This window comes from Luteimonas vadosa, from assembly GCF_039543545.1.
In the GTDB taxonomy this organism is placed as follows: Bacteria; Pseudomonadota; Gammaproteobacteria; order Xanthomonadales; family Xanthomonadaceae; genus Luteimonas; species Luteimonas vadosa.
This window is the reverse complement of record NZ_BAABJY010000001.1, coordinates 556529-577049: the sequence shown is the minus strand read 5'-3', so window position 1 is coordinate 577049 and position 20521 is coordinate 556529. Positions and strand designations below refer to the sequence as shown.

General features: G+C 71.6%; 22 protein-coding genes and 1 tRNA gene. 9 read left to right on the top strand and 14 right to left on the bottom strand.

Features of this window, described 5'->3' with window-relative positions:
* The first annotated feature begins 67 nt into the window (after positions 1 to 67).
* Positions 68 to 628 (top strand): hypothetical protein, encoded by a 561-nt coding sequence (locus tag ABD970_RS02660; RefSeq protein WP_345293943.1) that lies wholly within the window; start codon positions 68 to 70, stop codon positions 626 to 628.
* 38 nt (positions 629 to 666) lie between these two features.
* Here ABD970_RS02660 and ABD970_RS02655 read toward each other — a convergent pair whose 3' ends face one another.
* From ABD970_RS02655 to ABD970_RS02610, 10 genes are all read right to left on the bottom strand, one after another.
* Entirely contained in the window at positions 667 to 921 is a 255-nt protein-coding gene (locus tag ABD970_RS02655) for a hypothetical protein (RefSeq protein WP_345293942.1), read from the bottom strand.
* 70 nt (positions 922 to 991) lie between these two features.
* Positions 992 to 1501: a hypothetical protein gene (locus tag ABD970_RS02650; RefSeq protein WP_345293941.1), complete on the bottom strand. Its 510-nt coding sequence runs from the start codon at positions 1499 to 1501 to the stop codon at positions 992 to 994.
* A gap of 54 nt (positions 1502 to 1555) precedes the next feature.
* On the bottom strand, positions 1556 to 1912 hold the full coding sequence (locus ABD970_RS02645; protein WP_345293940.1) for a LysM peptidoglycan-binding domain-containing protein: 357 nt from the start codon (positions 1910 to 1912) through the stop codon (positions 1556 to 1558).
* A gap of 84 nt (positions 1913 to 1996) precedes the next feature.
* Positions 1997 to 2830 (bottom strand): NADPH-dependent 7-cyano-7-deazaguanine reductase QueF, encoded by an 834-nt coding sequence (gene queF, locus ABD970_RS02640; RefSeq protein WP_345293939.1) that lies wholly within the window; start codon positions 2828 to 2830, stop codon positions 1997 to 1999.
* Positions 2831 to 2850: 20 nt separating this feature from the next.
* A complete protein-coding gene (locus tag ABD970_RS02635; protein ID WP_425563029.1) occupies positions 2851 to 4200 on the bottom strand; it encodes an amidohydrolase in 1350 nt (449 codons plus the stop codon).
* Between the two features lie 74 nt (positions 4201 to 4274).
* Complete coding sequence (zapE, locus tag ABD970_RS02630) at positions 4275 to 5381, bottom strand: cell division protein ZapE (RefSeq protein ID WP_345293938.1); 1107 nt, start codon at positions 5379 to 5381, stop codon at positions 4275 to 4277.
* Positions 5374 to 6045, bottom strand: coding sequence for an alpha/beta hydrolase (locus tag ABD970_RS02625; RefSeq protein ID WP_345293937.1), 672 nt, complete (start codon positions 6043 to 6045; stop codon positions 5374 to 5376). The genes zapE and ABD970_RS02625 overlap by 8 nt, the downstream gene beginning before the upstream one ends.
* 26 nt (positions 6046 to 6071) lie before the next feature.
* On the bottom strand, positions 6072 to 7535 hold the full coding sequence (locus ABD970_RS02620) for an ExeM/NucH family extracellular endonuclease (RefSeq protein WP_345293936.1): 1464 nt from the start codon (positions 7533 to 7535) through the stop codon (positions 6072 to 6074).
* 101 nt (positions 7536 to 7636) lie between these two features.
* Positions 7637 to 8152 carry a c-type cytochrome gene (locus ABD970_RS02615; RefSeq protein WP_345293935.1) on the bottom strand — a complete coding sequence of 172 codons (516 nt, stop codon included), beginning with the start codon at positions 8150 to 8152 and terminating at the stop codon, positions 7637 to 7639.
* Positions 8153 to 8348: 196 nt separating this feature from the next.
* A tRNA-Arg gene (locus tag ABD970_RS02610) sits at positions 8349 to 8425 on the bottom strand.
* A gap of 83 nt (positions 8426 to 8508) precedes the next feature.
* Between ABD970_RS02610 and ubiA the strand changes: the two genes are divergently transcribed.
* Positions 8509 to 9429, top strand: a complete 921-nt coding sequence (ubiA, locus tag ABD970_RS02605; protein WP_345293934.1) for a 4-hydroxybenzoate octaprenyltransferase — start codon at positions 8509 to 8511, stop codon at positions 9427 to 9429.
* 52 nt (positions 9430 to 9481) lie between these two features.
* Here the strand turns inward: ubiA and ABD970_RS02600 are convergent, their stop codons facing one another.
* Positions 9482 to 10231 (bottom strand): double zinc ribbon domain-containing protein, encoded by a 750-nt coding sequence (locus tag ABD970_RS02600; protein WP_345293933.1) that lies wholly within the window; start codon positions 10229 to 10231, stop codon positions 9482 to 9484.
* Positions 10232 to 10280: 49 nt separating this feature from the next.
* On the opposite strand from ABD970_RS02600, the gene bioB reads away from it, so the two are divergent.
* The 5 genes from bioB to ABD970_RS02575 all read left to right on the top strand — a co-directional run bounded on the left by bioB (position 10281) and on the right by ABD970_RS02575 (position 14984).
* Entirely contained in the window at positions 10281 to 11351 is a 1071-nt protein-coding gene (gene bioB / locus ABD970_RS02595) for a biotin synthase BioB (RefSeq protein ID WP_425563028.1), read from the top strand.
* Between the two features lie 7 nt (positions 11352 to 11358).
* Positions 11359 to 12594: an 8-amino-7-oxononanoate synthase gene (gene bioF, locus ABD970_RS02590; RefSeq protein WP_345293932.1), complete on the top strand. Its 1236-nt coding sequence runs from the start codon at positions 11359 to 11361 to the stop codon at positions 12592 to 12594.
* The gene (bioH, locus tag ABD970_RS02585; RefSeq protein ID WP_345293931.1) at positions 12594 to 13400 is read left to right on the top strand and encodes a pimeloyl-ACP methyl ester esterase BioH; all 807 of its coding nucleotides are present in this window, start codon (positions 12594 to 12596) and stop codon (positions 13398 to 13400) included. The genes bioF and bioH overlap by 1 nt, the downstream gene beginning before the upstream one ends.
* On the top strand, positions 13397 to 14302 hold the full coding sequence (bioC, locus tag ABD970_RS02580) for a malonyl-ACP O-methyltransferase BioC (protein WP_345293930.1): 906 nt from the start codon (positions 13397 to 13399) through the stop codon (positions 14300 to 14302). The genes bioH and bioC overlap by 4 nt, the downstream gene beginning before the upstream one ends.
* 64 nt (positions 14303 to 14366) lie before the next feature.
* Positions 14367 to 14984 (top strand): hypothetical protein, encoded by a 618-nt coding sequence (locus ABD970_RS02575; protein WP_345293929.1) that lies wholly within the window; start codon positions 14367 to 14369, stop codon positions 14982 to 14984.
* Positions 14985 to 15005: 21 nt separating this feature from the next.
* Here ABD970_RS02575 and ABD970_RS02570 read toward each other — a convergent pair whose 3' ends face one another.
* On the bottom strand, positions 15006 to 15623 hold the full coding sequence (locus ABD970_RS02570; RefSeq protein ID WP_345293928.1) for a YdcF family protein: 618 nt from the start codon (positions 15621 to 15623) through the stop codon (positions 15006 to 15008).
* A 13-nt stretch (positions 15624 to 15636) separates the two neighbouring features.
* Complete coding sequence (locus ABD970_RS02565) at positions 15637 to 16653, bottom strand: pyridoxal-phosphate dependent enzyme (protein WP_345293927.1); 1017 nt, start codon at positions 16651 to 16653, stop codon at positions 15637 to 15639.
* A gap of 123 nt (positions 16654 to 16776) precedes the next feature.
* On the opposite strand from ABD970_RS02565, the gene ABD970_RS02560 reads away from it, so the two are divergent.
* Positions 16777 to 17433 carry a hypothetical protein gene (locus ABD970_RS02560; RefSeq protein ID WP_345293926.1) on the top strand — a complete coding sequence of 219 codons (657 nt, stop codon included), beginning with the start codon at positions 16777 to 16779 and terminating at the stop codon, positions 17431 to 17433.
* A gap of 464 nt (positions 17434 to 17897) precedes the next feature.
* Entirely contained in the window at positions 17898 to 19832 is a 1935-nt protein-coding gene (mnmG, locus tag ABD970_RS02555; protein ID WP_345293925.1) for a tRNA uridine-5-carboxymethylaminomethyl(34) synthesis enzyme MnmG, read from the top strand.
* Positions 19833 to 20122: 290 nt separating this feature from the next.
* Here the strand turns inward: mnmG and ABD970_RS02550 are convergent, their stop codons facing one another.
* Positions 20123 to 20497 carry a putative signal transducing protein gene (locus ABD970_RS02550; RefSeq protein WP_345293924.1) on the bottom strand — a complete coding sequence of 125 codons (375 nt, stop codon included), beginning with the start codon at positions 20495 to 20497 and terminating at the stop codon, positions 20123 to 20125.
* Positions 20498 to 20521: the final 24 nt, after the last annotated feature.

Sequence of the window (20521 nt, the reverse complement as noted above, 5' to 3'; positions counted from 1 at the left end):
TTTGGCCGGGGTGGATCCCGGTCGAGGGCGTAGAGTGTGGGTCGTCCCCGGAAGCGGAGCAGCGGCCATGCGAGCGCGCACGACCACCTTGGTGATGGGCCTGCTGTCGGCCCTGTCCGTCCCGCTCATGGCGCAGGATGCGACCCCGGCGCCTTCGCCACCCCCGGCTTGCACCGACGCCGACTACCGCCAGTTCGACTTCTGGATCGGCGACTGGGAGGTGTTCGGGGGTCCCGACGGCAGCCGGCTACTTGGCCACAATCGCATCGAACGCAGCGACAACGGCTGCTGGTTGCAGGAACACTGGACCGGCACCACCGGCCCCAGCGGCACCAGCCTCAACTCATGGGACAAGGCCTACGGCGTCTGGCGCCAGTACTGGAGTGGCGGCGGCGGCATGGTGCTGCGGCTCGAAGGCGGGCTGCGGGAGGGTCGGATGGTGCTCGAGGGCGTGCTCCCCGGGCCCGGTGGCGAAGGCGAGCAGGCGCAGCGCATCACCTGGACGCCCAACGACGACGGCAGCGTGACCCAGCTCTGGGAAACGTCCGACGATGCCGGCGCCACCTGGAAGACAGCCTTCCAGGGGCGCTATCGCAAGCGAGCAACGGCGGATCCGGCGACGCCGTAGACACGCCCCCGGGGTTCGCGACGGCCGCGCGGCCTGCGCTACTTCTTCGCGGTTTTCGACTTCTGCGCCAGCGCGCTGCCTGCCGCCGACTTGGAATCCTTCGCCGTCCGGCCGTCGCGCAAGGTCTTCGACGCCGCCTTGGCGGCGGTGGCGGACGTCGTCCTGGCCGGCGCCTTGCGTTGGGACAGGGCGCTGGCCGCGGCCGACTTCGAGGCCTTGGCGGTCGCCGGGCTGCTGAGCGTCTTCGACGCGCTTCGCGCAGCAGACTTGGAGGTCACTTCCTTCTTGGCCATGGATGCAGTCCTGTGTCTGGGAAAGGATCTGGCCGGCACCGGGACGCGGCTCGCGCGGGTGCCGTGACGCTCAGCGCACGTCGAACTGGCGGGTCTGCACCACGTTGCCGTCGAGCAGGATCTCGACCTTGTAGGTGCCGGCGGGCCAGCCGTCGGGATTGCTGATCTGGAACACGGTGTTGTCGCTTCCGCTGAAGCTGTAGTCCTGGCTCAGCTCGTCGACCACCTGGCCGTCCTGGTAGGTCCAGCGCGCGCCGAGCCGGCTCGTCGTGGGCGGCGTGCCTTCGGCGACCTGGGTGCCGACGGAGGCGTAGATGGTGTCGTTGCGGCCGAACGCGGTCATGGGGACTTCGACGCGCTTGTCGGCGCCCATCGCGTTGCCGAGGTCGACGGTGGTCACCACCACCGCAGGCGCCGGCGCGGTGGAACCGCCCGCCATCGGTGCCCCCGCACCGGACGATGCCGTGGGTGGCGTCGATTCGGGCACAGGCGCTTCGGCGGGGGCGTCCTTCTTGCAGGCGGCGAGCGCGAAGGCGCCGGCCAGGGCGACGGCGACGAGTCGGGTGGGGATACGGGTCATGGGCACGGGGTCTCCTGGTGCGCGGAATGTTGTGCGCGGATGGCGTGGGGCGGCTCAGGGTTCGATGCGCGGAATCCGCAGCACCTGGCCGGGAAAGATGCGATCGGGGTCGTCGAGCTGGTCGCGGTTGGCTTCGAAGATGCGCGGCCAGGCGCTGGCCTTGCCGTAGTGCGCCTGCGCGATGTGCGACAGCGTGTCGCCCTTGGCGACGGTATGCATGCGGTGGCCGACCGTTTCGGCGGTCGAACTCGTCGACGAGCGGACATTGGCGAAGCCGGGGTCGCGCGGAGGCCGCGCGGTGCCGGAGACGCCGCTGCGCACCTTGGAGAAGTCCGCGGACTCGTGCTTGCCGGCCGGCAGCGAAAGCGAGCCGGGATCGAGCGGCGCCGGGGGCTTGCGGGATGGGCTCATCGGCCAGGCTCCTGCCGTGGGTGACGCGGCAAGCCTCACACGCGCGGCGTTAAGGAAATATCGCGCGCGTTCGCACGGCCGGGATCACTGTCGCGGGTCGCGACCGGGGCGCGGCGGCAACGCGCCAGGCGTTGCGCGCCATGGATTGATGTCCAGTCCGCCGCGGCGGGTGTAGCGCGCCTCCACCGACAGCGACGCCGGCCGGCAGCGGGCCAGCACGTCGACGAAGATGCGCTCCACGCATTGCTCGTGGAATTCGGCGTGCTCGCGGAACGACGCCAGGTAGCGCAGCAAGCCGGGGCGGTCGATCCGCGGACCGCGGTAGGCGATGCGCAGGCTGGCCCAGTCCGGTTGTCCCGTGACCGGGCAATTGGACTTCAGCAGGTCGGAGCACAGTTTTTCGGCCACGGGCGTCGCCGGGTCTGCGAGCAGGTGCCCCGGGTCGGGTGGCGCGTAGTCCGTGATATCCGTTTCGCAGGCATCGATCGATTCGGCCTGCGGTCCGGGTTCGACGGGCGGCAGGCCGAATTCGACGCCGACCGCGGCGCCCGCCGCGACCGACAGGTCCTCCGCGAGGCGTGCGCGCACCGCGGCGAAATCCGGAAATCGTTCGCCGTTGAGCGAGTTGAGGTAGAGCTTGAGCGACTTGGATTCGACCAGGTTGGGCGAAGCCGCCGGCACCACCAGGGTGGCGGTGGCGACGACCGGCTTGCCGCGCGCATCCAGCCAGCCCAGCTCGTAGGCGTGCCAGCGGTCATGGCCGGTGAACGGCAATCCGGTTCCGGCGATCCCCAGCGCATCGCGCCCCTGTGCGCGCGGGATCGGGAACAGCAAGCTCGCGTCGTAGCGACGCGGATACGCGACCTCGCGGCCGAGCGCGGAGTCCTGGGGCGTGGCGTGGCGGGTCGTGTCCGTCATCGCCCCATTCTAGCGGCGCGTCAACTCCCGCCCGGGGCCCCGTGCAGGTAGTCCAGCGCCACCTGCAGCATCGCCCGGAAGCCCAGGTCGAGCGCGGATTCGTCGAGGAAAAATTCCGGCGAATGGTTGCTCGGCGCCTTCATCGGGTCCTTGCCCTTGGGCGTGGCGCCAACGAAGAAGTAGAAGCCCGGGACCTCGCGGGCGAAGAAGGAGAAATCCTCGGCCCCCATGGTCAGGTCCATCGCCACCACGTTGTCCTTGCCGGCCACGCGTTCCAGGCTGGGCACCATGCGCGCGGTGAGTTGCGGATCGTTGACGGTGACCGGGTTGCCCTTGGTGTCGGGCACCTGCGCGACCGCGGTCGCGCCGTGTGCTTCGGCGACCTTCTCGGCGACATTCTTGAGGTCGGCGAACACGGCCTGGCGCATGCCCTCGTCGAAGGTGCGGATGGTGCCGACCAGCTCCACCGAGTCGGGGATGATGTTGTAGCGGATGCCGCCCTTGATCGCGCCGAAGCTCACGACCACCGGCAACCTGGAGATGTTCTGGCGGCGGCTGACGACGGTCTGCGCGGTGCCGATGATGTCCGCCGCGGCGACGATCGGGTCCACGCCGCCCCAAGGCCGCGAGCCATGGGTCTGGCGGCCCGTGACCACGATGTTGAAGCGGTCGGAGGCCGCCATCGCCGGGCCGCTGCGATAGCCGAGCTGGCCCGCGTTGAGCGTGCTGAAGACGTGCAGGCCGAACACCGCCTCGGGCTTGAAGTCCTTGAAGATGCCTTGCGCGAGCATCTCCTCGGCGCCGCCTTCCTCGCCGTCGGGCGGGCCTTCCTCCGCCGGCTGGAAGATGAAGAGCACCTCGCCGGGCAGGTGGGCCTTCATCGCGGCCAGGGCCTCGGCCACGCCCATCAGCGTGGACACGTGCGCGTCGTGGCCGCAGGCGTGCATCACGCCGGTGGTTTCGCCGCGGAATGTGGTCGTGACTTTGGACGCGAACGGAAGCCCGGTCTGCTCGGTCACCGGCAGCGCGTCCATGTCGGCGCGCAGCGCGATCTTCGGCCCCGGTTTGCCGCCGCGCAGCACGGCGGTGACGCCGGTGGTGGCGATGCCGGTGCGGACGTCCTCCAGGCCCAGCTTGCGCAGGTGGTCGGCGACCAGCGCGGCGGTGCGGGTCTCGCGGTTGCCAAGTTCGGGATGGGCGTGGATGTCGCGGCGCCAGGCCACGATCTTGTCGTCCAGCCGGTCCGCGGCGGCGGCGACCTCGGGGCGTTGCGGGGCGGCCACCTGCTGCGCGCGCACGGGTCCGGCCGTGGCCAAGAGCATGGCGAACACGCAGGCCGGCAGCAGGGTCGCTCGGGTCAGGTCGCGCATCGGTGGTCTCCCCCGTCAAAACGGCATCCTACCCCGGGGGTCGTGCCCTCCGGGCGGGGACGGCCCGCGAGCCCTCAGCCGCGGTGCTCCAGCGCGAGGTAATCGGCCGACTGCATCTCGACCAGTCGCGAGGCGGTGCGCTCGAAGGCGCCCGCGAGCCGCTCGCCCGCGTACAGGGCGTGCGGCGCGGCATCGGCGGTGCAGACCAGGTTGACGTGGCGGTCGTAGAGTTCGTCGACCAGGGTGACGAACCGGCGCGCGGCGTCGTCGCGCGCCGCATCGAGCATGGGCACGCCGCCCAGCAGCACGGTATGGAATTCGTGCGCGATCTCGATGTAGTCGGCCGCGGCGCGCGGGCCTTCGCACAGCGCGTCGAAATCGAACCAGGCCATGCCCGGGCTGCGCGCGCGCACCGGCAGCTTGCGGCCTTCCAGTTCGATGCTGCGGTCGCGGTGCGCGTCGTCGCCACCGAGTTCATGCCAGCGGGACGCCAGCCAGTCGTCGCTGCCCTCGTCCAGCGGTGCCCGGTACACCGGCGAGCGCGTGAGCGCGCGCAAGCGGTAGTCGGTCGGGCTGTCGAGGTGCACCACGTGGCAATGGCGCTCGATCAAGGCGATCGCGGGCAGGAAGCGCGCGCGCTGCAAGCCGTCCTTGTACAGGTCGCCGGGCGCGGCGTTGGAGCTGGTGACCAGCACCACGCCCTCGGCGAACAGGCGCTCGAGCAGACGGCCGAGCAGCATCGCGTCGCCGATGTCGTCGACGAAGAACTCGTCCAGCACCAGCACCCGCAGCGACTTGCGCCACTGCCGCGCGATCGCCGCCAGCGGGTCGCGTTCGCCCGCATGCGCGCGCAGTTGCTGGTGGACCTCGCGCATGAAGCGGTGGAAATGGGTGCGGCGCTTGCCCACGGCCGGCAGGCCGTCGTGGAACAGGTCGATCAGGAAGGTCTTGCCGCGGCCGACGCCGCCCCAGAGGTACAGGCCATCGACCGGATCGGGCCGTGACGTCCCGAACAACCGGTCCAGCACGCCTGCGCGCGCAGCGCCCCGGGACAGCACGCGGTGGATGCGGTCCAGCTCGCGCAGCGCCTCGGCCTGCGCCGGGTCCTGCGTCCAGTCGCCTCGCTCGACGCCCTGTTGGTAGCGCTCGGACGGCACCGCCGCCGCGTCCACCTCAGCCATGCGCGGCCGGCAGGTACGGGCGCACACCGTTCTTGATCGCGCCACGCAGGTCGATGAGCTTGCGATGGAAGAAGTGCCCGGTGTCGGGCATGCGCACCAGCTCGGCCTGTGCCTTGGTCCGCGCAAGCCAGTCGAACACCGCCTGCGGGTCGACCACGTCGTCGGACTCGCCCTGCACCACCAGCCAGGGCATGGTCGGCAGCGGGATGTCGTCGAACCCGTCCCAGCGGCCGACCGGCGGTGCGATCGAGACCAGGATGGCGGGCTTGAGCGATGCGGCCGCGCGCAACGACACGTAGGCACCGAAGCTGAAGCCGGCCAGGCACAGGGCCGCATCGGGATACCGATCGCGGGTCCAGGCGGCGACGGCCTTCAGGTCGTCGACTTCACCGTTGCCGTCGTCGAAGCTGCCTTCCGAGGCACCGGTGCCGCGGAAATTGAAGCGCACGGTGGTCGCACCCAGCTCGCGCAATGCGCGCGCCGTCATGGTCACCACCTTGTTGTGCATGCTGCCGCCTTCGGTGGGCAGCGGATGGCAGACGATCGCCACCAGCGGTCGGGCCGGCACCTCGGGATCGGGCGCGTCGATGGCGTACTCCAGCGCGCCAACCGGACCGGGCAGGGTCTGGGGCGTGGCGGCAGCGGCGGTGTCTCGGGGGCTCATCGCCTCGGATGATAGGCCGGCGGGCGTCACGGCGCGCGCAGGCGCAGCCCGACGAGCAGGGGGTCGTGGTCCGAACTCCGCCAAGGGGCAGCGGCGCCTGCCGCGGACGCGTCGTCCGGATCGGCGGGTTCGTCGGCATTGGCATGCCAGACCGCCGCGCCGACCAGGCGCTTGTCCAGCGCCGGGCTCAACAGGACGTGATCGAGCCGCCCGGCCTGGCCGTCGTAGACATAGCCGTACAGGCCGTCCGCCCGCCGCAGCGCATCGTGCCAGCCGGAGTCGCGCAGGAATTGCAAAGGGTTTTCCATCGCGTAAGCGTTCAAATCGCCGACGATGGCGACGAGATCGCTACCCGATCGCGTCGGATCCGCCTCCAGCCACGCGTCCAGCCGACGTGCGGAGTCCAGCCGCGTCGCGTTCCAGCAGGCTTGGCCGTCCTGCTGGTCGCGGTCGAGCGCGCCGGCTTCGGTACAGCCCTTCGACTTCAGGTGCACGGCGACCACGGTGAACACGGGACCGTTGCCGGCACGGAACGCCTGGGCGAGCGGGATCCGGCTGCGATCCTGGAACGGACCGCCCGACAGGGTCGCCGCCGCGCCGACCGGCGAGACGCGATCGGCGCGATACACCAGGCCGACGCGGATTGGCTGGTCGCCGAACCCGGCACTGGGGTCGGTGCAGGGCAAGGCGCAGTTGCGCACGTAACGCCAGCGATCCCCGGCCGCGCCGTGGCCGTCGGCATTGAGCGCATCGACCAGCTGTGCCAGGCTCGAGTCCGCTCCCTCGCCGTCGTTTTCCAACTCCATCAGGGCGACGATGTCGGCGTCGAGCGCGCGCAGGGTCGCGACCAGCCGGGCACGCTGCTGCAGGTAGGCGGCGTGGGTGCGGGCGCCGCGCGCGGCGGGGAAGCCGCCGCCCCGGCCGTCGCCATTGAACAGGTTCTGCAGGTTGAGGCTGGCCAGCCGGAGGTCGCCGCCGATTCGTGGCACCGGCGGGCGGGGCGCATGGACGACGTGCGCCGGCCCGTCCACGAGCAGCAGCGGAGGGCCGCGATCGGCGCGCACCACGCCTTCGACCCGCTCCAGCACCGTGCCGCTCCGCCACGTCGCCCCGCTCGTGTCATTGGAGCCCGGCGTCGGACGCTCCAGGGCCAGGACCAGCTGGCGCGCCTGGTTCCGGGTCGCCACGGCATTCGCCGGTGGCCCGGGCAGGGCTCGCTCGGTCGGCGCGAACAACCGGCCATGGAAGCTGGCGACGACCTCGCCGTGCCGCGCCAGGCGATGGTTGCCGGTGATCGTGAGCGGGGCATCGATGCGGACCCGGCGGCCATCCAGGCTGCGCCAGTCCGGGGGTGGCGCGGTGAGGACGGCCAGCGGGGCGTCCGGCGCGCCGGTGGCGGGATGGTCGGGCGCAGGCGTGGTCCCGCATCCGGCCAGTCCCAGCGAGGCCAGCAGGCAGGCAAGCAGGAGGCGCGGCAACTTCGGTGTCATCGGCAGGCTCCGGAGGCATGCACGCGCGGCGGACAGGCCGGAGAGTCGGAAACGACGACGCCGCCCGCGGGCGGCGTCCCTGGTCGCGCGTGGCGGCCAGCTTACTGGAGGTTGTCGACCATCCACTCGACGGTGGCGACCACCTGTTCGTCGGTCAACGCCGGGTTGCCGCCCTTGGCGGGCATCACGCCGGCCGCGCCGGTGTAGCCCTCGATGGCATGCCGGTTGAGCGTCTCGCTGCCCTGGGCCAGGCGCGCGGTCCAGGCCGCCTGTTCCAGCTTCGGCGCGCCACCGGCACCGGAGGTGTGGCAGCCCGCGCAGAGGTTCTGGTAGATCACCGAGCCGTCCAGGGTGCCGCCGTAGGCGACTTGCGACGCAGCCTGCGCCGCGGCAGCGGCCGTGGCCGCGGCTTGCGCGGCCGCACCGGTGGCCCCGGCGTACACCGCGCCGGCCGGGGCGATGCGGTCCTCGACCCGCTTCACCGCCGCCGGGTCGATTTCGGGCGGGATGACCTTGTGCAGGTAGGCCGCGCCGATGATCAGGCCCAGCGTGACCAGCATCAGCAAGCCGATCACCAGGGAAAATTTCTTCAGGAAGTCGAGATCGTAGTTGCGCACGGATCACCTTGAAATGTTCGCCGCCCCGCTGGCGGGGCCGCTTCCGGGACCCCCGCCTGCGCCAGTGGCGACGGCAAGGGCGCGCGCGGCATGCCGACCGCGGGCTGGAAATTATAGGACACGGGCTCCCCGCCCCCCTGCCAGGACGGCGGGCCGTCCGGCCGAAGCGACGGGACCGCGCGCCGACGTCGAACGCTGGCGCGCCTGGAGGGATTCGAACCCCCGACCAATGGCTTCGGAAGCCACTACTCTATCCGGCTGAGCTACAGGCGCGTGGCCGCGCATTGTCCATCATCCGCGCGCCGTGCGCGAGTTCCGGCGCCATCCGCGCGCGCGGGCCTTGATACGCTGTGCCGGTGAGTTACGAACGATTCGAATCTCCGGTCAATTCGCCGCCGTCGGCCTTTCGCCGGCGCCTGTCGCTGTACTGGCAGCTGGTGCGCGGCGACCGGCCGGTGGGCTGGCTGTTGCTGCTGTGGCCGACCTGGTGGGGGCTTTGGCTGGGCGCCGGGGGCGTGCCCCCGGCATGGACCCTGCTGGTCTTCACCGCGGGCGTGTGGCTGACCCGCTCGGCGGGCTGCGTGATCAACGACTACGCCGACCGCTGGCTGGACCCGCAGGTGGCGCGGACCCGCGATCGGCCACTGGCCACCGGCGCGGTCTCGGGACGCGAGGCGCTGCTGCTGTTCGCGGCGCTGATGCTGGTGGCGTTCGCCCTGGTGCTGACCCTGAACAGTTTGACGGTCTGGCTCAGCGTCGTCGGCGTGTTCCTCGCCGCCAGCTACCCCTACCTCAAGCGCTACACCTACCTGCCCCAGGCCTACCTGGGCCTGGCATTCGGATGGGGCATCCCGATGGCCTTCGCCGCGGTGCAGGGGACGGTGCCGCCGTTGGCGTGGGTGCTGTACGTGGCCAACATCTTCTGGGCGACCGCCTACGACACCTGGTACGCCATGGTCGACCGCGACGACGACATCCGCATGGGCGCCAAGTCGACCGCGATCCTGTTCGGGGACCTGGACCTGGTCGCGGTGGGCGTCCTGTATGCGCTGTTCCTGGGCGGGCTTGCCCTGGTCGGCCGGCAGGCGGGCCTCGGCCTGCCTTACTGGACCGCGCTGGGGCTGGCCGTGCTACTCGTCGCCTACGAGTTCGTGTTGGCCCGGCGGCGCGACGGGGACGGCTGCTTCCGTGCCTTCAGGCACAACCACTGGATCGGCGCGGTGGTGTTCGCGGGGATCGCGCTCGCGCTGGAGATGCCCGCGCCGCTTGCCGGCTGACCCCGGGCACGACCGGGTCGACGGCCGGGCCGGGAACGGGGGCCGCCTGCCGTCATGGCGCCCGTGCGCAGACCCAGGCGTCCACGCGTGCCACGCCGGCACGGCGCAGGACGGCGGCGGCGGCGTGCAGGGTGGCGCCCGTGGTCATCACGTCGTCGACCAGCGCGACATGTGCCGGCAAGGCCGCCGGGTCTGCCAGCGCGAATGCGCCGCGCAGGTTTCGCTGCCGTTGTCCTGCATCCAGCCGCGACTGCTGGCGGGTCGCGCGCTGCCGTCGCAGGATGCGGTCGATCACCGGGATGCCGAGCGCGCGGCCCAGCGGCCGCGCCAGTTCCAGGGCTTGGTCGTAGCCGCGACGACGCAAGCGCGCGCCATGCAGCGGCACGGGCAGCAAGGCGTCGGGTCGCGGCACGTCGACGAGGGCGTCGGCCATCAGCTGCGACAGCAGGCGCCCGGCGGCCAGGTCGCCATGGAACTTGAGGCGCGGCAACAGGCGGTCGAGCGGAAAGCCGTAGACGAACGCGGCATGGGCCGCGGCCAGGGGCGACGGTCGCTGCAGGCATGCCCCGCAGCGACTGGCCGGAGCGCCCGGGGGAGCGCCCACCCCGGGGGAGGGCAGGGCGCACGTGGGACACGCGTGCCGGTTCCAGGGAAGCTCCGCGGCGCACGCGGCGCAGAGGTCGCGCGCCTCGGCACCGGGCTCCCGACACACCAGGCAGCGCGGAGGACAAATAACCCGGCCAAGCCGGCAGAGCCAGCCGTCAACCTGGGCCCGCGACATTTGGTTGACAGCCTTCGCCATGCTTTACAGACTGCCCGGCTTGCCCAGCCGCGACCCTCGGGGACTGCCCATGCCTGCCGTCAGAGAAGTCCCCGCGGATGCCACGCCCCCGCACCAGCCCCGACACGACTGGTCGCGCGCCGAGGTCGAGGCCTTGTTCGCCTTGCCCTTCACCGAGCTGGTGTTCCGCGCGGCGGCCGTGCACCGCCTCCGCTTCGATCCGGCCGAGGTGCAGGTGAGCACCCTGTTGTCGATCAAGACCGGAGGCTGCCCCGAGGATTGCGGCTATTGCCCGCAGGCGCAGCGCTACCACACCGGCGTCGCGGCCTCGAAACTGATGGACGCCGCCGACGTGGTCGAGAAGGCCAGGCAGGCGAAAGCCGCCGGTGCATCGCGATTCTGCATGGGCGCGGCCTGGCGTTCGCCGAAGGACCGCGACATCCCGAAGGTCGTCGCGATGATCCGCGAGGTCAAGGCGCTCGGACTGGAAACCTGCGCGACCCTTGGCATGCTCAGCGGCGAGCAGGCCGCCGCGCTGCGCGATGCCGGCCTCGACTACTACAACCACAACATCGACACCGACCCCGGCTACTACGGCGACGTCATCCACACCCGCGGGATGCAGGATCGCCTGGACACGCTGTCGCACGTGCGCGACGCGGGGATGAAGACCTGTTGCGGCGGCATCGTCGGCATGGGCGAATCGCGCAGCCAGCGCGCCGGGCTGCTGCACACGCTGGCGACCCTGCCCTCGCATCCCGATTCGGTGCCGATCAACCGCCTGGTGCAGGTCGAGGGCACGCCGCTGCACGGGACGGCGGAACTGGATCCGTTCGAGTTCGTGCGCACCATCGCCGTCGCGCGCGTGCTCATGCCCGCGTCGATGGTGCGGCTCTCGGCCGGGCGCGACACGATGCCCGACGAGTTGCAGGCGCTGTGCTTCCTCGCGGGCGCCAACTCGATCTTCCACGGCGAGCAGCTGCTGACCACGGGCAACCCCGAGGCAGAACGCGACCGGGCCCTGTTCGAACGCCTGGGCTTGCGACCGATGCCGCTGCAGGCGAGCGGGCACGCGGCGACGGCCTGCGATCCCGGCGCGGCTCCTGGGCCTCGTGCCGATCGCGCGCCGACTGCGGCATGATGCGCGGATGCCGACCGCCCGACCGCCCGAGCTGAAACAGCGCGCAGACCTGCGCGCACGCATCGACCAGGCACGCACGCGGCGTGACGCCGAGGGGCTGCGCAGGATCCGGCGCGTCGTCGTCCGGCGCGATGGCGCCGGCTGCGAGGTCGCCGACGGCGATGGCGGCAGCCGTTGGGTGCTGGACTTCTGCGGCAACGATTACCTCGGCCTGTCGCAACAGTTCGCGGTCGTCAATGCACTGCAGGACACGGCGGCGCGCGAAGGCGTGGGCGGCATCGCGTCGCACCTGGTGTGCGGCCACCATGCCGCGCACGCCGCGCTGGAAAGCGAACTGGCGGAGTGGCTGGGGTACGAGCGCGCCGTGCTCCTGGGCAGCGGCTTCGCGGCCAACCTCGCGGTGGTGCAGTCGCTGCTGGGCGAGGACGACCTGTGCGTGCAGGATCGGCTCAACCACGCCAGCCTGGTCGACGCCGCGCGCCTGGCGGGTTGCCGGTTGCGGCGTTATCCGCACGCCGACGCCGAGGGCGCGCTGCGCCAGCTCAAGAGCATGCCCGGCGGCGCCGCGCTGCTGGCCACGGACGGCGTCTTCAGCATGGATGGCGACTTGGCACCCCTGCGAAAACTTGCCATCGCCGCGCGCCTGCAGGGTGCATTGCTGTACGTCGACGATGCCCACGGCGTGGGCGTGCACGGGCCGCAGGGGCGTGGCACCGTCGCCGCCGCGGGCCTGTCGAGCGCGGACGTCCCCTTGCAGATGGTCACGCTGGGCAAGGCTTTGGGCGGCCATGGCGCGGCGGTCGTCGGCGACGCCGCGTGGATCGACCACCTCGTCGAAACCGCGCGCCCCTACCTCTACACCACCGCCCTGCCGCCTGCGCAGGCCGCCGCGTCGCTGGCCGCGGTGCGCCTCGCCCGTCGCGAAGACTGGCGGCGGGACAAGCTCGCCGGGCTCGTCGCGCGGTTCCGCGAAGGGGCCGGTCGGCATGGGCTGGACCTGATGGCGTCGTCCACGCCGATCCAGCCGCTGCTGTGCGGCAGCAACGCGCGCGCGCTGGCGATGGCGCTGGCGCTGGAGCAGGCCGGCTTCTGGGTGGCGGCGATCCGCCCGCCCACCGTGCCCGAAGGCCGTGCCCGGCTCCGGATCACGCTGGGTGCCCTGCACGAGCCGATCCAGGTCGATGCGCTGGTCGAGGCCCTGGCGCGCGCGCGCGACCGGGTTGGCGACGAGGCCGCGGCCTGATGCACGTGGAGGTCGTGGGCCGCGGGCCGCCGCTGGTCCTGTTGCACGGATGGGCGATGCACGGCGGGATCTTCGCGCCGCTGGCGGACCGCTTGTCCCGGGACTTCGAACTGCATCTCGTCGACCTGCCGGGCCATGGCCACGGCGTCGCTTCCGGCATGCCACTGGCGCTCGAAGACGTGGTGGCCGGCCTGCTGCCGAAGGTGCCGCGCGCGACATGGATCGGGTGGTCGCTCGGCGGGCTGTTCGCGCTGCATGCGGCGGCGACGCGGGCGCAGGCGCTGCACGGCCTGGTGATGCTGTGCGCGACCCCGCGCTTCGTGCGCGGCGAGCACGACGGCCCGGCCACCTGGCCCTACGGCGTCTCGGCGGAGATCTTCCGCGACTTCGCCGACGGATTGCGCGCCGACTACCGCGGCACGCTGGAGCGCTTCATCGCGCTGGAGGCCTTCGGTTCCGACGACGCCAGGGGAGAACTGCGGGCCATGCGCAACGGGTTGTTCGCCCGCGGCGAGCCCGCGGCCGGCGTGCTCGCCGACGGCCTCGGACTGCTGGAAACCACCGACCTGCGTCGCTGCCTTCCCGGGTTGACCGTGCCCAGCCTGTGGCTCTCCGGCCGCCGCGACCGGCTGGTCGATCCGCGCGCCGTGTCCGCGGCCGTCGCCTCGACCCCCGACGCGCGGCACCTGTGCATCGAGCGCGCGGGCCACGCGCCCTTCCTGACACATGCCGATCTCGTCGCCGAACAGGTGGCCGCCTTCGCCACCGGGACCGGCGCGCTCCCTGCGCGCGTGGCGTCGGCATGAACGGGCTGTTCGACGGCCGCCAGGTTCGCCGCGCGTTCTCGCGCGCCTCCTCGGCGTACGCCTCGGCCGCGTCACTGCAGCATGAGGTCGAGGACCGGCTGCTGGAGATGCTCGACTTCCTGGCGCTGCAGCCCGGTCGCGGGCAGGACTGGACGCCGGCACGCGTCCTGGACCTCGGCAGCGGGCCGGCACGCGGCGCGCAGGCCATGCGCCGGCGCTGGCCGCGCGCGCAGGTGATCGCGATGGACCTCGCGCTGCCGATGCTCCGCCAGGCCGGCGTCGGGCGCTGGCACCCGCTGCGCCGGCCGCTGGCGCGGGTCTGCGCCGACGCCCGCGCGCTGCCGCTGGCCGACGACAGCCTGGACGTGCTGTTCTGCAACCTCTGCCTGCAATGGGTCGAGGACCTGCCGGCCGTGTTCGCGGGATTCCGCCGGGTTCTCCGGCCCGGCGGCTTGCTGCTGTGTTCCAGCTTCGGCCCGGCGACCCTGCATGAACTGCGGGAGGCGTTCGCGGCCGCCGACGCCGCGCCGCACGTCAATCCGTTCACCTCGATCGCCGAGTTCGGCGATGCACTGGTGCAGGCGGGCTTCCGCGATCCGGTGTTGGACCGTGACGTCCAGGTCCACGGCTACGCCAGCATGGGCGCCCTGATGCGTGAACTGCGGGCGATCGGTGCGACCAACGCGCTGGCGGCGCGCCGTCGGTCGTTGACGGGGCGCCGCAGGTTCGCCGCGGCGCAGGCCGCCTACGAAGCGCTGCGCCCGGCCGGCGGGCCATTGCCGGCAACCTGGGAAACCATCACCGCCATGGCCTGGGCGCCCGACCATGGCGCGCCGATGCGCGAAGGCGACGCCGAGATCGCGCGCTTCCCGGCGCGTGGCATCCCCGTGCGACGTCGCTGACGGGTGCTGCATTCAGCGCGCGCCGCCTAGACTCCGGCCATCGCCACACCCCGGGAGTCCAAGCATGCGCAAGTCACTGCAAGCCTGTTGCCTGGCGCTGGGCATCGTCGCCGCCAGCATCGCGCACGCGCAGCAGTACGAGCTGGACCTGTCGCGCATCGACCTGTCCGCCATCGACCCCCAGGCCGCCGCCGCGATCGGCGGCGACGTGCTGCGGCGCGCGCCCGACCCGGCGATCGACGACTTGTTCCAGGCGGTGCACGCGTCCTCGCGCACGCCGCGCGAAGCCGCCTTGCTGTGCGGGCTGTTCGAGCCGGACGCGGACCGCAGCATGGCCGCCCTGCAACGCACCGTCGAGCGCATGGGACCGGACAGCCGGGAGCGCTTCGCCAATGCCTTCGTCGGCGTCGCCCTGGCCGGCCTGCAGGGCGAGCCCGCGGCGTACGATGCGGCGCAGGCGCGCCAGGCGCTGAAGGCGACCGTGGTCAAGGCGGGATTCCTGCACGCCGGGTTCAGCGCCGGCATCAACGCCAGCGGCGACGACGCCGCCAGTCGCGAGGCCCGATGCACCGCCTTCGGCCAACTGGTCGACGTGCTCGGCAACGAGCCCCTGGAGACGCGCGCCTTGGCGACGCGCTGGCTGCTGGAACAGGGCCTGACGCTGGCGGTGGCCGCGCGCTGAGTCGCTCCGACGCGCGACCCGTCAGTCCGGGTCGACGACTAGGTCGCGGTGGAAGAAGTACACCTCGCGTGCGAGGAAACGCCAACGCGTGTGGAAGCTGCGGAAGCGCGTGCTCGGGGTCGACGAGCCCATGGCGTCGATGCCGAGCCGGCGGCTCAGGCGCAACGCGCGCGCCATGTGCAGCGGATCGCTGACCACGATCACCCGCCGCAGCCGGTGCTCGCGCATCAACCGTCGCGCCTGCACGAGGTTGCCGTAGGTGGTCCGCGACTCGGACTCGATCAGCATCGCGCGTGCGTCGATGCCTTGCTTCAGGGCATAGCGGCGCGCGACCTGGGATTCCGAGAAGCGCGCCCCGCGGCCGTATCCGCCGGTGAAGATCAGGGTGTCGGCATAACCTTGGCGATACAGGTCCAGCGCGTGCCGCAGGCGCTCCTCGAGCACGGGCGAAGGCCGCGCATCGTAGGCGGCCGCACCGAGAACGACGATTGCGTCGGCCTCCGCGGCCTGGTCGCGCTCGCCGACCCAGACGATCCAGGCGGAGACGCCCAACAGCCACGCCGTGCCCAGCAGCACCAGTTTCCACAGGCGCGCCCAAAGACGCCGGCGCGGCGGGGATCGCCGCTGGGTCCTGCTCATGCCGGGCGGTCCCTCACCCTTGGCGCCACGGCAGCGCATCGAGGTCGATGTTGCCGCCGGAGAGCACCACGCCCACCCGCTGCCCGGCGAACCGGTCCCGGTGCAGGAGGATCGCGGCCAGCGCGATCGCCGAGGAGGGTTCGACGCATTGCTTGGTGCGCTGGAGGAGCAGGCGCATGGCGGCGATGGTGTCCGTGTCGTCGACGGTCAGCGCTTCCACGCCGTGCGCCTGGAGCAAGGCGAAGTTGGGCGCGCCGACGGTGGCGCGCAGGCCGTCGCAAACGGTGTCGGGCACGACGTCGGTGACGCGTTCGCCGCGCAACAGGGACTGGCAGGTGTCGGCGGCGCCGGCCGGCTCGGCAACGTAGACCCGGCAGCCCGGGGCAAGTGCCCGGGCTGCGATGGCCGTGCCGGCGGCGAGCCCGCCGCCACCGACGGGGACCACGATCGCGTCCAGCGGCAGCGGTCCGGTCGCGCCCAGCAATTCCAGGGCGGCGGTGCCCTGCCCGGCGATCACGCGGCCGTCGGCGTAGGGATGCACCAAGGTGGCGCCGGTCTCGCGCTGGACTTGCGCGCAGCGCCGTTCGCGGGCCTCCAGGCCGGCGGGACAGTCGTGGATGGTGGCGCCATAGGACTCGATCGCGCTGCGCTTGCTGCGCACGGCGCCCTCGGGCACCACCACGTGGCAGGCGATGCCGCGCGTCTTCGCGGCCAGCGCGAGCGCCGCGCCATGATTGCCCGAGGAGTGCGTGACCACGCCGCGTTCCGCGACCGATGCGTCGAGCGACCACACTGCATTGCAGGCGCCCCGGAACTTGAACGCCCCGGTGCGTTGCAGGTGCTCTGCCTTGAAGTACAGCTGGCAGCCGGCGGCGGCGTCCAGCAATCGCGAACGCAGCACCGGGGTGGCGTGTGCATGCCCGGCGATGCGCGTCGCCGCGGCCAGGATGTCGTCGAACGCCACGGCGATGCCGGCGGCGTCGCTGCACGGGGCATCCAGGGGGGCGACCGGGTCGGTTGAGGCATGCATGGCGGCAGATTAGCGGAAGAAACCTGTCCCGTTCAGCAGCGTATCGTGCATTCGGGCAGGATTAAGCGTGAATTCAATGCGCTTCGCCGATGCTGGGCATCGCAATCCGACAGGGGACTGGACATGATCCGAACGCTCACGCTGGGCCTGGTCGCGGCCGTGGTGCTCACCGGCTGCGTCAGCAGCGGCTATGGCTACCGCAGTGGCGTCGGCGACTACTACTACGGTCGCTCGTCCGCACCCTATTACGGTGCGCGCGTCCCGTATGGCGGCGGGGGGTACGGTTACCCGGGCGGCCTCTACGGCAGCATCGGCTACGGCTATCCCCCGTACTACGGGCGGGGGCACTACGGCTACGGGCTTCCTTACGGCAGCCCGTACTACCGCCCCGGCTACGGCCACTATGGTCCGTACTACCCGCCCTACCACCGGTATTACGTCCGCCCGCGGCACCCCGACCGGCATGGCGGCAGACGCCCCGACCACGTGGATCCCCCGGGCCCGGAACCCGGAGTGGATCCGGATCGCGACCGTGACGACATCCCGTGGCGCAACCTGAACCGGCTGCGGGACGGCTTGGCCCGGGATCCGCAAACCGTTCCGTCGCGGCCCGGGGTGATCGTGCAGGGGCCAACGCAAGGGTCGATCGGCGGTCCGCCGATCCGGACCGCGCCTCCGCCGCGTCTCGAACGGCGCATGCCACAGCGGGAGTTCGACGCTGGCAGCCAGCGGCAATCCCGTCCTGGCGGGGTGCCGGACGAGGATCGCCTGACCCCATAAAGCGCTTGCGAAAGCGCGGGGATGGTCGCAAGCTAGACACGACTGACCGGATGCGTCGCTTTGCGACGTTCTCCAGGTTGCCAGATGCCGATGCCCGGCGGGGGAGTCCGGATCCCCCCTGTTCCGCTTCCGCCGGGCGTCGGCGCTTTCGTCCTGACCGGCGGCGGGCTCGCCGCCTTCGACGCGTGACCGTCCTCCCGCTTCGGCCTGGAAAACCCGGCCGGCATGCATGCTTCGATCCCACGCGCGCCCGGCGCACGCAAAAAAAAAGGGGCCGAACGTCCCCCGACGCTCGGCCCCGTGCTTCCCCCGGATGTGCTTGGCCAGCCCTGTTCCAATCTCCGGCCACGTCCCCCGACGCTGCCATCCCGGGTGCACCGGAGGTAATGCAGGAAGCGTGCCAACTTCCGGAGTGACGCCCCGGCCTCGCTGAATGCTTCATCCTTCCGCGCGATAATCCCGCCATGGCCCAAGACTTCCACAGCTTCGACGTCATCGTCATCGGCGGCGGCCATGCCGGCACCGAGGCCGCGCTTGCGTCTGCCCGGAGCGGAGCGCGCACACTGCTGCTGACCCACAGCATCGAGACCATCGGTGCGATGAGCTGCAATCCGGCCATCGGTGGCATCGGCAAGGGCCACCTGGTGCGCGAGATCGACGCGCTCGGCGGAGTCATGGCGCGAGCGGCGGATGCGGCCGGCATCCAGTGGCGACGGCTGAATGCGTCGAAGGGTCCTGCGGTGCGCGCCACGCGGTGCCAGGCCGACCGCAGCCTGTACCGGAGCTTCATCCGCCGGGCGGTCGAGTCGCAGCCCGGGCTGACGCTGTTCCAGGCCGCCGTCGACGACTTGCTCATCGAGTCCGATGGCAGCCACGGCGATGCCGTGCGCGGCGTCGTCACCCAGTCCGGCCTGCGTTTCCGGGCGCCCGCCGTGGTGCTGACGGCCGGGACCTTCCTCGCCGGCCGGATCCACGTCGGTGAAACCCAGTACGCCGCCGGTCGTGCAGGCGATCCGCCCGCGACGACGCTCGCCGCGAAGTTGCGCGAGCGGCCCTTCGTCGTCGACCGGCTCAAGACCGGCACGCCGCCGCGCATCGACGGGCGCACGCTGGATTACTCGGTGATGACCGAGCAACCCGGGGACGATCCGCGCCCGGTGTTCTCCTTCGTCGGCAGCCACGCGGACCATCCCGCGCAGGTCTCGTGCTGGATCACCCACACGTCCGAGCGCACCCACGACATCATCCGCGCCGCGCTGCATCGCTCGCCGATGTACAGCGGGCAGATCGAAGGCACCGGCCCGCGGTACTGCCCGTCGATCGAGGACAAGGTGGTGCGTTTCGCCGAGAAGGCCAGCCACCAGATCTTCGTCGAACCCGAAGGCCTGGACGTTGCCGAGATCTATCCCAACGGCATCTCGACCTCGCTGCCCTTCGACGTGCAGCTGGAGCTGGTGCGCAGCATCGCGGGCTTCGCGGACGCGCACATCACCCGCGCCGGCTACGCGATCGAGTACGACTACTTCGACCCGCGCGGGCTGAAGAGCTCGCTGGAAACCAAGTCGGTCCAGGGCCTGTTCTTCGCCGGGCAGATCAACGGCACCACGGGCTACGAGGAAGCCGCGGCGCAGGGATTGGTGGCCGGCCTCAACGCGGCGCGCCACGTGCAGGAGCAGCCGGCCTGGTCGCCGCGCCGCGACCAGGCCTACATCGGCGTGCTGATCGACGACCTGGTCACGCAAGGCACCAACGAGCCCTACCGCATGTTCACCAGCCGCGCGGAATACAGGCTCCAGCTGCGCGAGGACAATGCCGACCTGCGCCTGACCCAGGTCGGTCGCGAGCTGGGCCTGGTCGACGACGCGCGCTGGGATCTCTTCGCCCGCAAGCGCGACGCGGTGGCCGCGGAAACCGCGCGCCTCGGTGCGCTCTGGGCCTCGCCCAACAACAGCGCCGGGCGCGAGGCGGCGGCGACGCTCGGGATCGAACTCAGTCGCGAGAACAGTGCGCTGGACCTGTTGCGCCGCCCGGAACTCGATTACGCCCGGCTCACCTCGCTGCCTGCGTTCGCGCCGGCGGTGGAGGATGCGGCCGTGGCCGAACAGGTCGAGATCGAGGCCAAGTACTCGGGCTACCTGGAACGGCAGCGCGCGGAGATCGCGCGACAGCAGCGCAACGAAGACACCGCGATCGCGCAGGATTTCCCGTATGGGGCCGTGCATGGCTTGTCCGCCGAACTGCGACAGAAGCTGGAAAGCGTGCGTCCGGAGACCGTGGGGCAGGCGCAGCGGATTCCCGGGATGACGCCCGCGGCGATCTCGCTGTTGCTGGTCCACCTGGCCAGGGCGAAGCGGCAACACCCCGGAGCGTCCGGTACGCAACGCGCTGCGGCGCGCTGAGAACCGCCCCGCGCGGGTTCCCCTCGCGGCGCGGATAAACCCCGCGGCGAACGCCGGCCCCCATGCTCGCCAAGCGAGTGCGGCGAACCGTCGACACTGCGAAACGTGGGCGCGTTTACGAGGATTGACCAACGCCGCGACGCGTCCACCTGGGGGCGCGCGCCTCCTGGGCATCCGCCCGTGTTTCGCGTTGACGTCCGTCCCATGTGCGCCGGCAACCCATTCGGCGCCCCGCACATGGGGTGGCGGGGGTGGAATCGAACCTGGTCGGGAATCGTGGGTTTGCCCGCCTACAGCGCGCGCACCGCCTCTTCGACGTGCGCCTCGCGCCGACGCCACGGCAGCGGCAGGCTGAGCAGGATCAAGGCCAGCCAGGCCAGTCGGCTGGAGGCGCTCTCGCGGTCCGGCGCACCGCATGCACTCGCTTCGGTCGCGTCGACCAGTGCGTACTCGCCCGCATCCATGGCGCGTAGCACGGCCCGTGCGCGCGCCGCCTGTTCATCCGGGACCCGCAACTTCGTGCCGCCGACCGCCAGCCGCCATTCCCAGTTGGCCAAGGCGATGTGCTCGTCGCTGACGTGCGCGTCGAGGCCTTCCGAAACCAGCAAGCCGCGTGCGAACTGCGCTTCGATCGGATCGATGTAGCTGGCGACGATGGTGAACATGGCGAGGCCCTAGGGTACGCTGCG

Bases quoted from the DNA above. Each gene is read 5' to 3' on its own strand.
- ABD970_RS02565 (WP_345293927.1), bottom strand. From the start codon at position 16,653: ATGCATGCCTCAACCGACCCGGTCGCCCCCCTGGATGCCCCGTGCAGC.
- bioH (WP_345293931.1), top strand. From the start codon at position 12,594: ATGCACGTGGAGGTCGTGGGCCGCGGGCCGCCGCTGGTCCTGTTGCAC.
- ABD970_RS02620 (WP_345293936.1), bottom strand. From the start codon at position 7,535: ATGACACCGAAGTTGCCGCGCCTCCTGCTTGCCTGCCTGCTGGCCTCG.
- ABD970_RS02600 (WP_345293933.1), bottom strand. From the start codon at position 10,231: ATGGCGAAGGCTGTCAACCAAATGTCGCGGGCCCAGGTTGACGGCTGG.
- zapE (WP_345293938.1), bottom strand. From the start codon at position 5,381: ATGGCTGAGGTGGACGCGGCGGCGGTGCCGTCCGAGCGCTACCAACAG.
- ABD970_RS02570 (WP_345293928.1), bottom strand. From the start codon at position 15,623: ATGAGCAGGACCCAGCGGCGATCCCCGCCGCGCCGGCGTCTTTGGGCG.
- ABD970_RS02655 (WP_345293942.1), bottom strand. From the start codon at position 921: ATGGCCAAGAAGGAAGTGACCTCCAAGTCTGCTGCGCGAAGCGCGTCG.
- queF (WP_345293939.1), bottom strand. From the start codon at position 2,830: ATGACGGACACGACCCGCCACGCCACGCCCCAGGACTCCGCGCTCGGC.
- bioC (WP_345293930.1), top strand. From the start codon at position 13,397: ATGAACGGGCTGTTCGACGGCCGCCAGGTTCGCCGCGCGTTCTCGCGC.
- ABD970_RS02650 (WP_345293941.1), bottom strand. From the start codon at position 1,501: ATGACCCGTATCCCCACCCGACTCGTCGCCGTCGCCCTGGCCGGCGCC.
- ABD970_RS02550 (WP_345293924.1), bottom strand. From the start codon at position 20,497: ATGTTCACCATCGTCGCCAGCTACATCGATCCGATCGAAGCGCAGTTC.
- ABD970_RS02560 (WP_345293926.1), top strand. From the start codon at position 16,777: ATGATCCGAACGCTCACGCTGGGCCTGGTCGCGGCCGTGGTGCTCACC.
- mnmG (WP_345293925.1), top strand. From the start codon at position 17,898: ATGGCCCAAGACTTCCACAGCTTCGACGTCATCGTCATCGGCGGCGGC.
- ABD970_RS02635 (WP_425563029.1), bottom strand. From the start codon at position 4,200: ATGCGCGACCTGACCCGAGCGACCCTGCTGCCGGCCTGCGTGTTCGCC.
- bioB (WP_425563028.1), top strand. From the start codon at position 10,281: ATGCCTGCCGTCAGAGAAGTCCCCGCGGATGCCACGCCCCCGCACCAG.
- ABD970_RS02645 (WP_345293940.1), bottom strand. From the start codon at position 1,912: ATGAGCCCATCCCGCAAGCCCCCGGCGCCGCTCGATCCCGGCTCGCTT.
- bioF (WP_345293932.1), top strand. From the start codon at position 11,359: ATGCCGACCGCCCGACCGCCCGAGCTGAAACAGCGCGCAGACCTGCGC.
- ABD970_RS02575 (WP_345293929.1), top strand. From the start codon at position 14,367: ATGCGCAAGTCACTGCAAGCCTGTTGCCTGGCGCTGGGCATCGTCGCC.
- ABD970_RS02625 (WP_345293937.1), bottom strand. From the start codon at position 6,045: ATGAGCCCCCGAGACACCGCCGCTGCCGCCACGCCCCAGACCCTGCCC.
- ABD970_RS02660 (WP_345293943.1), top strand. From the start codon at position 68: ATGCGAGCGCGCACGACCACCTTGGTGATGGGCCTGCTGTCGGCCCTG.